This is a genomic window from Novosphingobium sp. KCTC 2891 (assembly GCF_025938155.1).
Classification (GTDB): Bacteria; Pseudomonadota; Alphaproteobacteria; order Sphingomonadales; family Sphingomonadaceae; genus Novosphingobium.
This window is the reverse complement of sequence record NZ_JAPCZG010000003.1, coordinates 182,532-195,213: the sequence shown is the minus strand read 5'-3', so window position 1 is coordinate 195,213 and position 12,682 is coordinate 182,532. Positions and strand designations below refer to the sequence as shown.

General features: G+C 69.1%; 12 protein-coding genes. 8 read left to right on the top strand and 4 right to left on the bottom strand.

Annotation, left to right across the window (positions count from 1 at the left end; all coding sequences use genetic code 11):
• Nucleotides 1-25: 25 nt before the first annotated feature.
• Nucleotides 26-1,093 (bottom strand): A/G-specific adenine glycosylase, encoded by a 1,068-nt coding sequence (mutY, locus tag OLX02_RS07210; protein WP_264421513.1) that lies wholly within the window; start codon nt 1,091-1,093, stop codon nt 26-28.
• A gap of 29 nt (nt 1,094-1,122) precedes the next feature.
• Here mutY and OLX02_RS07205 point away from each other — a divergent pair, with 29 nt between their 5' ends.
• From OLX02_RS07205 to OLX02_RS07190, 4 genes are all read left to right on the top strand, one after another.
• The gene (locus OLX02_RS07205; RefSeq protein ID WP_264421511.1) at nt 1,123-1,728 is read left to right on the top strand and encodes a DUF721 domain-containing protein; all 606 of its coding nucleotides are present in this window, start codon (nt 1,123-1,125) and stop codon (nt 1,726-1,728) included.
• Nucleotides 1,728-2,441, top strand: a complete 714-nt coding sequence (locus tag OLX02_RS07200; RefSeq protein ID WP_264422065.1) for a DsbA family protein — start codon at nt 1,728-1,730, stop codon at nt 2,439-2,441. The genes OLX02_RS07205 and OLX02_RS07200 overlap by 1 nt, the downstream gene beginning before the upstream one ends.
• 103 nt (nt 2,442-2,544) lie before the next feature.
• Entirely contained in the window at nt 2,545-3,297 is a 753-nt protein-coding gene (locus OLX02_RS07195) for a DsbA family protein (RefSeq protein ID WP_264421508.1), read from the top strand.
• A gap of 42 nt (nt 3,298-3,339) precedes the next feature.
• The gene (locus tag OLX02_RS07190; RefSeq protein ID WP_264421506.1) at nt 3,340-6,783 is read left to right on the top strand and encodes a chromosome segregation SMC family protein; all 3,444 of its coding nucleotides are present in this window, start codon (nt 3,340-3,342) and stop codon (nt 6,781-6,783) included.
• A 49-nt stretch (nt 6,784-6,832) separates the two neighbouring features.
• On the opposite strand, the gene soxR is transcribed toward OLX02_RS07190, so the two are convergent.
• Entirely contained in the window at nt 6,833-7,273 is a 441-nt protein-coding gene (gene soxR, locus OLX02_RS07185; protein ID WP_264421504.1) for a redox-sensitive transcriptional activator SoxR, read from the bottom strand.
• Nucleotides 7,274-7,370: 97 nt separating this feature from the next.
• On the opposite strand from soxR, the gene OLX02_RS07180 reads away from it, so the two are divergent.
• On the top strand, nt 7,371-7,745 hold the full coding sequence (locus tag OLX02_RS07180) for a VOC family protein (RefSeq protein ID WP_264421503.1): 375 nt from the start codon (nt 7,371-7,373) through the stop codon (nt 7,743-7,745).
• Between the two features lie 3 nt (nt 7,746-7,748).
• Here OLX02_RS07180 and ubiA read toward each other — a convergent pair whose 3' ends face one another.
• Nucleotides 7,749-8,681 carry a 4-hydroxybenzoate octaprenyltransferase gene (ubiA, locus tag OLX02_RS07175; protein ID WP_264422063.1) on the bottom strand — a complete coding sequence of 311 codons (933 nt, stop codon included), beginning with the start codon at nt 8,679-8,681 and terminating at the stop codon, nt 7,749-7,751.
• 46 nt (nt 8,682-8,727) lie between these two features.
• On the opposite strand from ubiA, the gene OLX02_RS07170 reads away from it, so the two are divergent.
• From OLX02_RS07170 to OLX02_RS07160, 3 genes are all read left to right on the top strand, one after another.
• Complete coding sequence (locus OLX02_RS07170; RefSeq protein ID WP_264421501.1) at nt 8,728-9,498, top strand: 16S rRNA (uracil(1498)-N(3))-methyltransferase; 771 nt, start codon at nt 8,728-8,730, stop codon at nt 9,496-9,498.
• A gap of 76 nt (nt 9,499-9,574) precedes the next feature.
• A complete protein-coding gene (locus OLX02_RS07165; protein WP_264421500.1) occupies nt 9,575-10,948 on the top strand; it encodes a glutamate--cysteine ligase in 1,374 nt (457 codons plus the stop codon).
• Nucleotides 10,949-10,965: 17 nt separating this feature from the next.
• Complete coding sequence (locus tag OLX02_RS07160; protein WP_264421498.1) at nt 10,966-11,265, top strand: putative quinol monooxygenase; 300 nt, start codon at nt 10,966-10,968, stop codon at nt 11,263-11,265.
• Nucleotides 11,266-11,268: 3 nt separating this feature from the next.
• On the opposite strand, the gene OLX02_RS07155 is transcribed toward OLX02_RS07160, so the two are convergent.
• Complete coding sequence (locus OLX02_RS07155) at nt 11,269-12,612, bottom strand: methyltransferase family protein (protein WP_413630096.1); 1,344 nt, start codon at nt 12,610-12,612, stop codon at nt 11,269-11,271.
• Nucleotides 12,613-12,682 lie beyond the last annotated feature (70 nt).

Here is a 12,682-nt window from a genome sequence, read left to right as displayed (position 1 = left end):
TTCCAGCCTTTCGTCTCCAAGGCTTTCACCTTTCCGCCAGTGCCAGCCGCGCCGCCTTGGCAAAGACGGTCGGCAGCCCGGCCGCCTCGATGTCCTCGATCGGCCACCATTCTCCCACCGGCAGACTAGCCCAATCGCCGCCAAGGCAAAGCATCAATTGCAATTCGAGATCGAAATGGGTGAAGCCGTGCCGGACCGCCCCGGCAGATCGCCAATCCGCCTCCAGCGGCGGCGCACCCGCGCCATCGCCCCGCGCGGCCCAGCCATCGTCGGGCAGCGCGCGCATCCCGCCCAGCATCCCCTTGCCCGGACGGCGCACCAGCAGCACCTGCCCATCGCGCTCGATCCAGAAGGCGCGCCCCTTGCGCGCGGGCTTTGCCTTCTTCGCCGCCTTGGCGGGCAGGCGCTCGGGCTCGCCCTGCGCCTGCGCGGCACAAACGCTGCGCAGCGGGCACAGCAGGCAGCGCGGCGCCTTCACCGTGCAGACCGTAGCGCCCAGGTCCATCATCGCCTGCGCGAAATCGCCCGCGCGGTCCTCTGGCGTGATCCGGTCCGTCGCCGCGCGGATTTGCGGACGCGCCGCCGGCAGCGGCGTCTCGATCGCGAACAGCCGCGCCACCACCCGCTCCACGTTGGCATCGACCACCACCGCGCGCTGGCCAAAGGCGATCGCAGCCACCGCCGCCGCCGTATAGTCGCCCACCCCCGGCAAGGCGCGCAGCCCCGCCTCGCTGTCGGGAAAGGCCCCAGCCTCCGCCACCGCGCGCGCGCAGGCCAGCAGGTTGCGCGCCCGGGCATAGTATCCCAGCCCCGCCCAGGCGGCCATCACGTCGCCGTCGTCCGCCGCCGCCAGCGCCTCCACCGTGGGCCACAGCCCCAGGAACTTCGCGTAGTACGGCCCCACCGCCGCCACGGTGGTCTGCTGGAGCATGATCTCGGAAAGCCACACCCGGTATGGCTCCTGCCGCGCCTCGCCCGGCAGGCGCCGCCACGGCAGCCGCCGGGCGTGCGCGTCATACCATCGCAGCAGCGCCGCGGACGCGTCCTTGTCGATCTGATCGGGGGCTGAAACCGTCTCGCCACTGGCTTGCATCGCGCCGCTATGGCATGGCGCAAGGCGATATGGAAAGCGATCCGCCCGCCCCGAAGGCCGCCCGAACCAAAGCGACCCGCGCCGCGCCGGCAAAGCCCCGCGAATACGAGCGGCCGCGCGGCGGCGAGGCGCGCCAGATCGCCGATCTCATGCCCGCCATCGGCCGCACCGCGTTCCGCCGCTTCGGCTTCGTGCAAAGCTCGGTCGTCACGCGCTGGCCGGAAATCGTCGGCGCCAACCACGCCCGCCACTGCGCGCCCGAATCGATCCGCTTCGCCCCCGGCGAGAAATCCGACGGCATCCTCCAGCTCGTCGTCACCCCGGCGCACGCCCCGCTGATCCAGCATGTCGTGCCCGAGATCATGGAGCGGGTGAACCGCTTCTTCGGCTACCGCGCCGTGGCGCGGGTGAAGCTGCGGCAAGGGCAGGTTCAGCCACCGCCGCGCAAGGATGCCGACAAACGGGCCACCAGCGCCCCGCCATCATTGAAACCGATCCCTATGGAACTGGGCGACAGCCTGCGCGACATCGGCGATCCCGAACTGCGCGCCGTGCTCGAATCGCTGGCGCGCAGCCTTGGCGAGGCGAGCCGCACGCCAGAGGCAACACCACAGGGCAGGAAAGAGACGAAGTGATGCGAAGCGCCTTCAGGACCATCGGCCTCATTCTCGCCGCGCTGCTGGGCATCGCCGTGCTGGCGGGTGCAGGCAAGCCGCTACCCAAGGCGCCGTCGCGCAACTGGAATGCCACCGTCGTGCGCACCGCGCAGGACAGCCACGTGCTGGGCAACCCGAACGCATCGCTCAAGCTGGTCGAATATATCAGCTACACCTGCCCCCACTGCGCCCATTTCGAGAAGGAATCGGACGCGCAGCTGCGCATCGGCCTGATCGCCAGCGGCAAGGGCTCGATCGAGGTGCGCAGTTTCGTGCGCGACGGGATCGACATGACCGTGGCGCTGCTCACCCACTGCGGCCCGCCGTCGAAGTTCTTCCTCAACCATGCCGCGTTCCTGCGCTCGCAGGATACCTGGCTGGCACCGGCGGCCAGCGCCACCGACGCGCAGAAGCAGCGCTGGTATTCGGGCACGCTGGCCTCGCGCACCCGCGCCATCGCGTCGGACCTTCATTTCTACGACATCATGGAAACCCGCGGCTATTCGCGCGCCGACATAGACCGCTGCCTGGCGGACAAGGCGCTGGCCGATCGCCTCGCCGCGCACACCCAGGAAGCGGTGGAGAAGGACTTCGTCAACGGCACGCCCAGCTTCCTCATCAACGGCGTTCCGCTCAGCGGCACCTATTCGTGGGCCGGCCTGCGCCCGCAAATCGAAGCGCGGATGAACTGACCACCCGGTTCAGGCCAGCCCTGCGCGCCCTCTTCAATCCGGGCCGCGCTTGGGCTAGCCCTGCATTCAGACCGATCCCAACCGACACAACGGGAAACCCATCATGAAGCTTGTTCACGCCCGCCTTGCCCTGCTCGCCCTTCCGCTCGCGCTCGGCCTCGCCGCCTGCGGCAAGAAGGAAGCGGCCCCCGGCGAAGTGACCGAAGCCGCCCCCGCCGCCAAGGTGGCCGCGCCCGCCGGCAAGGCATGGAGCGACGTGCTCGCCACCACGCCCGAAGGCGGCTACCTGATGGGCAACCCCAACGCACCGATCAAGCTGATCGAATATGGCGCGCTCAGCTGCTCGCACTGCGCTGCCTTCTCGAAGGAAGGCTTCCCCAAGCTGCGCGACGATTATGTCAACAGCGGCCGCGTCAGCTACGAACTGCGCCTGTTCATGCTCAACGCGCTCGACATTCCGGCCGCGCTGCTCGCCACCTGCGGCACGCCCGAGGCGGTGATCCCGCTCAGCGAGCAGTTCTGGGCGTTCCAGCCGGACATGTTCGCCAACCTGCAAAAGGCGGGCGACGCGGCGCTCAAGGCCGCCGGCGAAGCCCCGCCCACCCAGCGCTTTGGCAAGGTGGCCGAACTGGGCGGCATGACCGCGTTCTTCAACGCGCGCGGCATCGCCGCCGACCAGGGCGCCAAGTGCCTTGCCGATACCGCCAAGGCCACCACGTTCGCCAACCAGACCGACAAGGCCAGCCAGGATTACAACATCACCGGCACGCCCACGTTCATCATCAACGGCAGCAATTCCGGCGTCGCCAGCTGGGATGCGCTGGAGCCGCTGCTGAAGAAGGCCGGCGCGCGCTGATGCACGCCCGTTAAGGGTGGCCTGTTGGGGGGGCCGGGACCGATGCAGTTCAAGCGCTTGAAGCTCAGCGGCTTCAAGAGCTTCGTCGAGCCTGCCGAACTGCGCATCGAACCCGGCCTGACCGGCGTCGTCGGTCCCAACGGCTGCGGCAAGTCCAATCTGCTGGAAGCGATCCGCTGGGTCATGGGCGAAAGCTCGGCCAAGTCGATGCGCGGTGGCGGGATGGAGGACGTGATCTTCGCGGGCACCTCCACCCGCCCGGCCCGCGCTTTCGCCGAAGTCATGCTGACGGCGGAAACCGACCCTTCCGGCCCCTATGGCGGAGAGCTTGAGGTCGTTCGCCGGATCGAGCGCGGCGCGGGCTCCGCCTACCGCGTCAACGGCAAGGACGTGCGCGCCAAGGATGTCGCGCTGGTCTTTGCCGATGCCGCCACCGGCGCACACAGCCCCGCGCTCGTCAGCCAGGGCCGCATCGCTGCCGTCATCGCCGCCAAGCCCACCGAGCGGCGCATGATGCTCGAAGAAGCCGCGGGCATCGCCGGGCTTCACGTCCGCCGCCGCGATGCCGATCAGAAACTGCGCGCAACCGAAGCCAACCTCGCCCGGCTGGAGGACATGCTCGCCGGGCTGGAAAGCCAGATTGGCACCCTGCGCCGGCAGGCCCGCGCCGCCGAGCGTTACACGGCGGTCAGCGAACGCATCCGCGTCGCCGAAGCCCGGCTCGTCTTCGCCCGCTGGCGCGATGCCGCCGCCGCCGCCGATGCCGCCCGCAAGGAAGCGCGCGCGGCCGAGGACGCCGTGCTGGCCGCGCAGAAGGCCGCCGCAGACGCGCAGAAGACCCAGCACACCGCCGGGGAGGCGCTGGCCGGCGCGCGCGAGGAACTGTTCGACCGGCGGCAGGATTCGGCCGCGCACGGACAGCGCATGGCCGGCCTCACCGCGCAGCTCGAAGCCGCAGAACAGCGGCTGAAGGACATCGACCGCCAGTTGCAGCGGATCGAGGAGGATCGTGGTCACGCAGACCGCATGACCACCGACGCCGCCGCCGCGCTCGCCCGCCTCGATGGCGAAGTCGCCGCCGCCGAAGCCGCGCTCGCGGCGGACGAGGCCCGCCGCCCGCAGGCCGCCGCGCAAGTCGACGACGCCGAGCGCGCCTCGCGCGCGGCCGAACTCGCGCTGGCGCAGAAAGTGGCCGAGCAGGCCGGTATCGACGCCGAATGGCGCGTCGCCGAAGCCGCCGTCGCCGCCGCCCGCCAGCGCATCGCGCGGCTCGATGCCGACGTCGCCCGCCTCGCCCAGCAGGCAGAGACGCTCGCCCGCGAACCCGATCCCGCACTCCAGATCGCCGCGGCCGAGGCGGCACGGTCCGAAGCTGCCTCCGCACTGGCTCAGGCCCGGCAGCAGCGCGAAAGGCTCACCACGGAGCGCGAGACGCTCACCGCCGCGCGCGACCTTGCCGGCAACGCGCTCGCCGCCGCGCGCGCCGATCTCGCCGGGATCGAGCGCGAGGCCGATGCCCTCACCCGCGACAAGGCCGCCCGCGAAAAGGCCGCCGCCGCCAAGGGACGCGGCAACAGCGCCCTGTCCGGCAGCCGCGCCGCCCCCGGCTACGAACGCGCGCTCGCCGCAGTGCTCGGCCGCGATGCCTCGGCCCCGGTCGGCCCCGCCCCTGCGAACGCCGAAGGCCGCTTCTGGACCGGCGGCCCCGCCCCCGCCCCCGCCCCGCTCCCCGATTCGCTGGCGCACCACGTGCCCGCCTGCCCGGCGCAACTCGCCGCCCGCCTCGCGCTCGTCCGCGTCACCGATGCCGACGAAGGCCAGCCGCTCGCTCCCGGCGAATGGCTGGTGACCAAGGCCGGGCACCTGCGCCGCTGGGACGGCTTCGTCGCGCGCGGTGAAGGCGCCGCCGAAGCCGCCGCGCTCGAAGCCGAAAACCGCCTGTCCGATCTCCAGACGCGCCTCCCCGCGCTGCGCGACGCGGTCGCAGCCGCAGGGAACTCGGACGCCGAAGCCCGCACCGGCCTCGCCCGCGTGCAGTCCGATCTGGCCACGGTGGAGCGCGCATTGTCCGCCGCCGCCGATGCCGAGCGCGGCGCACTGCGCGCGCTCGACGCCGCCGAAGCCGCCCGCGCCCGGATGGACGCCCGGCGCGCAGAGCTTGACCGCGTGCGCGCCGATCTGGGTGAACAGCGCAAGCAATCGGATTCCGAAATGGCATCGGCGGAGGAGAAGCGCGCCGCCCTGCCCGATCCGGAAGCGGGGCGCGCGGCGCTCGACATGGCACGCGCGCGGCATGAAAGCGCGAAGGTCGCGTTGCAGTCCGCCACGGCGGCCTTTGCGGCGCTTCAGCAGGGTCTTGCGGTCGCTCGGGAGCGTTTAGGTGCCGTTCGGGTCGATATCCGGAATTGGCAGTCGCGCGCCGGCGATGCGGCCAAAAGGCTGGCCGATATGACCAGCCGGGCCGAGGAACTGACGCAGGAACGTGCTGTTTTCGCAGCAAAACCCGCCGGGCTCATACAGGAAATCGAACAGGGCGAAGCGATCCGCACGCGCATCGCCGCCGACCTTGCCAGCGCGGAGGCACGCCTTGCCCAAAGCGAGAGTTCCGCCCGCGCCGCCGACACCGCGCTGGCCGCGGCGAACGAGACTCTGGCGACCGCGCGCGAGACCCGCGCCGGCGCCGCCGCCCGGGCCGAGAACGAGGACGCCCGGCGGCAGGAAATGGCGGGAATCTCGGGCGAAAGGTTCCAATGCCCGCCCCCGGTCCTGCCCGAACGCTTCGCCTTCGCCTCCGCCGAGGTGGGCGCATCGGCCGCGGAATCGACCGAGCATGACAGGCTCGTGGCCGAGCGCGAACGCATTGGCCCGGTCAACCTCGTCGCCGCGCAGGAACTGGCCGAAGCGGAAGAAAAGCTGGGCACCTCGGTCGCCGAACAGGCGGAACTTACCGAGGCTGTTCATAGGCTTAGAGGCTCAATCGGCAATCTCAACCGAGAGGGGCGCGAACGCCTGCGCGCCGCATTCGAGGCGGTCGACGGCCACTTCCGCCGCCTTTTCGCCCGCCTGTTCGGCGGCGGCGAGGCGCATCTGGCGCTGGTGGACAGCGACGATCCGCTGGAGGCCGGCCTCGAAATCTTTGCGCAACCTCCGGGCAAGCGACTGCAATCGCTGACACTTCTCTCCGGCGGCGAACAGGCGCTGACCGCCGTGGCGCTGATCTTCGCGCTGTTCCTGACCAACCCCGCCCCGATCTGCGTCCTCGACGAAGTCGATGCTCCGCTCGACGACGCCAACGTCGAACGTTTCTGCGACATGCTCGACGCAATGGTCGGCGAAACGAAGACCCGCTACCTGATCGTCACCCACAACGCCGTCACGATGAGCCGGATGCACCGCCTGTTCGGCGTGACCATGGTCGAAAAAGGGGTCTCGCGGCTGGTCAGCGTAGATCTTGGCACTGCGGAACAACTGCTCGCCAGCGCCTAGAGCGTTTTCGAAGCAGGTGAAATCACCTGCTGGCTCGGAAAACGCGGCTCTAATCCAGCACGAACCGCGGCCCCGGCCCCGCCGCGCCGGCGCGGTCTTCCTTGTTGTAGAGCTGGCAGCGATCGAGGCTGAGGCAGCCGCAGCCGATGCATTCCTCCAGCTTGTGCCGCGTGCGCGTGAGCAACTGGATGCGCTGGTCGATCTCGCTGCGGAGCGAGCGGCTGATCCGCTGCCAGTCGAGCACGGTGGGCGTGCGCCCCTTGGGTAGCGAGGCCAGTTCCCGCTCGATCTCGGCCAGACCCAGCCCGAGCTTCTGCGCGATGAGGATGAAACTCAGCCGTCGGATGTCCGAGCGCAGGAAGCGGCGCTGGTTGCCGCCCGTGCGGATGGACTCGACCAGCCCCCGCTCCTCGTAATAGCGGATCGCCGACACGGCGAGGCCGGTGCGCCGGGCCAGCACGCCAATCGGGATCAGATCGTTGCGATTCATCGCGATTCCGCCACTTCAAATCTTGACCTCAAGTCAGCTTGAGGTTGCATAAACAGGGTCACCGAGTCGAGCGAAACTTCAGAAAGGACCTCAGATCATGGCCGCAGCCCGCCTTGAACACGTCAATATCCGGGTGAGCGATCCGGACCGCACCGCGCGCCTTCTGGCTGACATCACCGGCTGGCAGGAACGTTGGCGCGGCCCCGCGATCGACGACGGCCGGACCATCCATCTCGGTGCCGAGTTCGACTACATCGCGCTCTACACGCCCAGGGAGCCGGTCACCGGCACGTTCCCGAAAGGCGCGCCGCTCCAGCACGTGGGCATCGTGGTGGACGATCTCGACGCGGCCGAGCGCATGGTCGAGCGTCATGGGCTGACGCCGTTCAACCACGCCGACTATGCGCCGGGGCGGCGGTTCTACTTCTACGACTGGGACGGCATCGAGTTCGAGCTGGTCAGCTATGCCTGACGATCAGGCCGCGCCGACCACGAGGCAGGCGGCGGCCATCAGGAAGCCGGCGGTGCGGTTCGAGCGGAACTTGGCCAGCGGGTCCGCACCGTCGTCCTGCTTCAGCGTCAGCACCTGCCAGCCCAGATGCGCCGCCATCGGCACCAGCGCGAGGAGCGCGAAGGGATCGGGCCGGACCAGCCAGAACGCGCCCGCCCACAGGGCCAGCGCCACCGAATAGAACGCCGTCACCCCGCCCCGGACGTGCGCGCCCATGGCGCGCGCGCTGGAGCGGATGCCGACCAGCGCGTCGTCCTCGCGGTCCTGCAGGGCATAGATCGTGTCATAGGCGATGACCCAGCAGATGCCGCCGGCATAGAGCAATGCCATGGCGCCGAGGTGATCGCCCGAGACTGCGATCCACCCCACCGGCAGGCCCCACGAAAAGACCATGCCCAGCCACGCCTGCGGCCACCACGTGATCCGCTTCATGAAGGGATAGGCGGCGACCGGCCCCACGCTGGCGAGCGCGACAAGCTGCGCCTGCCAGCGCAATTGGACAAGGACCACCAATCCGACCGCACAGAGCATGAGCAGCCAGCACCACGCCGCCTTCTTGGACACGCGCCCGCTCGCCACCGGCCGCGAGGCGGTGCGTGCCACCTGTCGGTCGAGATCGGCATCGACAATGTCGTTCACGACGCAGCCCGCGCCGCGCATGACGATGGAGCCGAGCAGCATCCACAGCGCCAGATCCCAGCGCGCCGCGCCGCCTGCAAGGAACAGGCCCCAGGTGCAGGGCCAGAACAGCAGCCACCAGCCGATCGGCCGGTCGAACCGCGCCAGCAGGGCGAAATCGCGCAAGGTGGGCGGCAGCGCCGCCACCAGCCCGCGATGCTCACTGTCGGGGACCACCGCAGCGACGGTTGGGGATGACGTGGGGGGCGTTCCGGTCATGCGCGCGGCATAGCCCTGCCCCTCGCAATCCGCTAGTGCCGCGTCCATGTCCGCTCCCCATCTTCCAGCAGTTCCGGCCTGGCCGCCGAAGTCCGCCCCGCGCCTGTTCGTGGCCCCGCCGCTGGTCGAAGGCGCCAGCGTGGCGCTGGAGGGACCGCAGGCGCACTATCTGGGCAAAGTGATGCGCGTTACCCCCGGAGACGCGGTGATCCTGTGCGACGATGCGACCGGCGAATGGGTGGCGCGCGTGGCAGAGGCAGGCAAGCGCGACGTGGTGCTGGCGGTGGAATCGCGCCTTCGCCCGCGCGAGGACGTGCCGGACTTCTGGCTGTGCCCGGCGCTGCTGAAGAAGCCGAACTTCGACCTTGTGCTGGAAAAGGCGACCGAACTGGGCGTGGCGGAAATCCACCCCGTGCTGACCCGGCGCTGCGTGGCGGACAAGCTCAACCCCGAGCGCGCGGCCACCATCGTGACCGAGGCGGCCGAACAATGCGCGCGAACGGCGCTGCCCCGGCTGGGCCAGACGACCAAGCTGGACGCGCTGCTGCGCGACTGGCCGGAAGATCGCAGGCTGTTCTTTGCCGACGAACAGGGCGGCGCCCCGGCCGCGCAGGCCTTTGCCGCGCATGACGGCCCGGCGGCGCTACTGGTCGGGCCGGAAGGCGGCTTCGACGAGACCGAGCGCGCGGCGATCCGCGCGCATCCGACGGCAGTGGCGATCACGCTTGGCCCGCGCATCCTGCGGGGCGAAACGGCGGCAATCGCGGCGACCGCGCTGTGGATGGGTACTTGCGGGGACTGGCCGGCGAAGACGTAGCGGCATGCCTTCAAGGAACGCGCGCCGCGTTGATTGCCACTGGCACAAATCGTCTTGGCGCTCTACTTGAGCGCGCATGAGCACGCGGCAAGTTTCAAATAGCAACGATCCCATCATCGAAAGCCGCGACCAGCTCGTGGTGCCGATGCAGAAGGGCGAAAAGCCCAAGGATCGCTGGCGCATCGGCACCGAGCACGAGAAATTCGTCTATCGCACCAAGGATTTCGGCGCGCCGTCGTATGACGAACCCGGCGGCATCCGCGACCTGCTGATGGCGCTGACCGAATATGGCTGGGAACCGATCGTGGAGGGCGGCAACGTCATCGCCATGGCCGGGCCGGACGGCACGGTGAGCCTGGAGCCGGCCGGACAGCTCGAACTGTCGGGCGCCCCGCTCGAAAACCTGCATGAAACCTGCCAGGAGACCGGGCGTCACCTCGCGCAGGTCAAGGCCATCGGCGACAAGCTGGGCCTCGGCTACCTGGGGCTTGGCCTGTGGCCGGACAAGCGCCGCGAAGACCTGCCGATCATGCCCAAGGGCCGCTACGACATCATGCTGCGGCACATGCCGCGCGTCGGCACCATGGGCCTCGACATGATGCTGCGCACCTGCACCATCCAGACCAACCTCGACTACAGCTCCGAGGCGGACATGGTGCAGAAGTTCCGCGTTTCGCTGGCGCTGCAGCCGCTGGCGACCGCGCTGTTCGCCAATTCGCCATTCCTGGAAGGCAAGCCCAACGGTTTCCTGTCCTATCGCAGCCACATCTGGACCGACACAGATCCGGCGCGCACGGGGATGCTGTCGTTCGTGTTCGACGAGGGCTTCGGCTACGAACGCTATGTCGACTACATGCTCGACGTGCCGATGTATTTCGTGTTCCGCGACGGCAAGTACATCGATGCCTCGGGGCAGTCGTTCCGCGACTTCCTGAAGGGCGAGCTGCCCGCGCTGCCCGGCGAAAAGCCGTTGCAGTCGGACTGGATCGACCACCTTTCCACCGCCTTCCCGGAAGTGCGGCTCAAGAGCTTCCTGGAGATGCGCGGCGCCGACGGCGGTCCGTGGAGCCGGATCTGCGCGCTGCCGGCACTGTGGGTCGGCCTGCTCTATGACCAGGGCGCGCTCGACGCGGCGTGGGATCTGGTCAAGGACTGGGGCATGGAAGGGCGTGAGGCGCTGCGCGCCGGCGTGCCCAAGCTCGGGCTCGACGCGCCGCTGCCCGGCGGCGGCACCCTGCGCGACATTGCCGCCGAAGTGCTGAAGATTGCACGCGGCGGGCTTTCGGCGCGCGCGCGGCTGAACGACGCTGGCGACAACGAGACCGGCTATCTGCTGCCGCTGGACGAGATCATCGCCACCGGCCACACCCCGGCCGAGCGCCTGCTCGACCTCTACAAGGGCGAATGGGCCGGCGATCTTTCCAAGATCTACGAGGCCAAGAGCTTCTGAACGGAGGGACGCGGGCGATGATGATCGTGATGGGCACGTTTCGCGTGCCGGCGGCCAACATCCCGGCGATCCTGCCCGCAATGGAACGCGTGGTTTCGGCCACCCGCGCCGAAGACGGCTGCCTGCTTTATGCCTATTCGCAAGACGTGTTCGACCCGGAGTTGATCCACGTGAGCGAGAAGTGGCGCGACCGGGCCGCGCTGGCCGCACATTTCAAGGCGCCGCACATGACTGCCTGGGTGAAGGAGCGCGCCGCGTTCGGCCTGTTCGACCGCCAGATCCGCCTGTTTGAAACCGACGACGGCGAAGCGGTCTGACGGCTACTCGGCCGGCTGGAGCATCGCCCGGCGCGGCACTGCAATCCGCACCGCGCGGCGCAGGGCCGACGTGATCAGCCCGTGCTCCGCCATCCATGCGTGATAGGCGCGGTACTTGGGATCGGCGGCGAGCAGGTGCTTTTCCTCGGTCCGCGCGCGCCAGTAATAGACCGCGCTGACCAGCCCCAGAGTGACGGTGTTGCGGATCGAATCGACCAGCGAGCCGCTCGTTGCGAGGAACGGCAGCGATACCAGCCACCAGAACAGGTTCTTCGACAAGTAGGCCGGGTGCCGCGTGAAGGCATAAGGCCCGTTGGTGAGGATGCCGCGGTAGGTCAGGTTGGAGAAGCGCAGGCCGAATGCGACCGTGGCCCAGGCATAGATCGCGGTGAGGACCACCAGCATCGCGCCCCACACCCACAGCAGCGTGTCATGCCCGGCGAACCAGACGTTCCATTCCGCTCCGTTGGCGCGGTAGTCCAGCACGTCGCCCCCGCCCATCAGGATGAACGGCGGGTAGCAGATCAGCGCCGAAAGCCAGCCGCCGAGATAGGGGTTGGCGGTGCGGATCTGCGCGTCGAGCGGCTTGAGCGTGAGCAGATAGCCGACCATGGCGATCTGCACATCGATCATGAACATCGTTTCGACCAGCGCGTTGGTCAGCGGCACCGGGCCGGAGAGCGCGCGCCAGTCCAGCGCGACCACACCCATGAATCCGGCAGGCAGGATCGAGATCATGAAGGCGCAGAAGAAGCCCTTCACCGCCCAGCCACGCAAGTGGTGGAACACCTCGTCGCGGTCGAACGGCTCGCGCCCGATCAGCATCGCGCCGAAATGCCAGGCGCCGTCGCGCGGGTTGACCAGCACCCGGTCGAGCCACAGCACATAGGGGATCGAGCCGACGAGCATCAGCGGCGCGAAGCCTTCCATGATGTTCATCGCGAAAAGATAGGGGCCGCGCCAGTACCAGCGGGCAAGGCAATAGAACACCGCGATCAGGCCCCAGGTGGCCCACAGGCCGGCGATCTTGGTGACGGAGATATCGGCGACCGAGCGCAGCGGGCGCGGGTTCGACCAGTCGATCCCGGTCGAGGCGCGCAGATGGACCTTGTCGACCAGCAGCGACCACAGCACCATTGGCGTGCCCGAGAACAGCAGCGCGAACAGCGCCGCCGTGGCACCGGCAAGCGGCTCGCGCGGGCCGGGGAGCGACAAGGCATCGGCAATGGCCGGCCAGTTGCGGCAGACGAGCAGCCACACCAGCAACCCGGCCACTCCCGACAGGCCGACTCCGGCCGATACGTCGCTTTTCGGCCTCAGGGCCGGCACAGGTTCACCCACGCTCATGCGAGCGGTTTAGCGCGCGAGCGTGAGCAAACAATGAAAGACGCGAGGAAAATCCGGCGGGGAAACGCCG

Coding starts and splice junctions, on each gene's coding strand:
- OLX02_RS07180 (WP_264421503.1), top strand. CDS start 7,371: ATGGCCGCAGCCCGCCTTGAACACGTCAATATCCGGGTGAGCGATCCG.
- OLX02_RS07200 (WP_264422065.1), top strand. CDS start 1,728: ATGCGAAGCGCCTTCAGGACCATCGGCCTCATTCTCGCCGCGCTGCTG.
- mutY (WP_264421513.1), bottom strand. CDS start 1,093: ATGCAAGCCAGTGGCGAGACGGTTTCAGCCCCCGATCAGATCGACAAG.
- OLX02_RS07190 (WP_264421506.1), top strand. CDS start 3,340: ATGCAGTTCAAGCGCTTGAAGCTCAGCGGCTTCAAGAGCTTCGTCGAG.
- ubiA (WP_264422063.1), bottom strand. CDS start 8,681: ATGACCGGAACGCCCCCCACGTCATCCCCAACCGTCGCTGCGGTGGTC.
- OLX02_RS07160 (WP_264421498.1), top strand. CDS start 10,966: ATGATGATCGTGATGGGCACGTTTCGCGTGCCGGCGGCCAACATCCCG.
- OLX02_RS07205 (WP_264421511.1), top strand. CDS start 1,123: ATGGAAAGCGATCCGCCCGCCCCGAAGGCCGCCCGAACCAAAGCGACC.
- OLX02_RS07170 (WP_264421501.1), top strand. CDS start 8,728: ATGTCCGCTCCCCATCTTCCAGCAGTTCCGGCCTGGCCGCCGAAGTCC.
- OLX02_RS07195 (WP_264421508.1), top strand. CDS start 2,545: ATGAAGCTTGTTCACGCCCGCCTTGCCCTGCTCGCCCTTCCGCTCGCG.
- OLX02_RS07165 (WP_264421500.1), top strand. CDS start 9,575: ATGAGCACGCGGCAAGTTTCAAATAGCAACGATCCCATCATCGAAAGC.
- OLX02_RS07155 (WP_413630096.1), bottom strand. CDS start 12,612: ATGAGCGTGGGTGAACCTGTGCCGGCCCTGAGGCCGAAAAGCGACGTA.
- soxR (WP_264421504.1), bottom strand. CDS start 7,273: ATGAATCGCAACGATCTGATCCCGATTGGCGTGCTGGCCCGGCGCACC.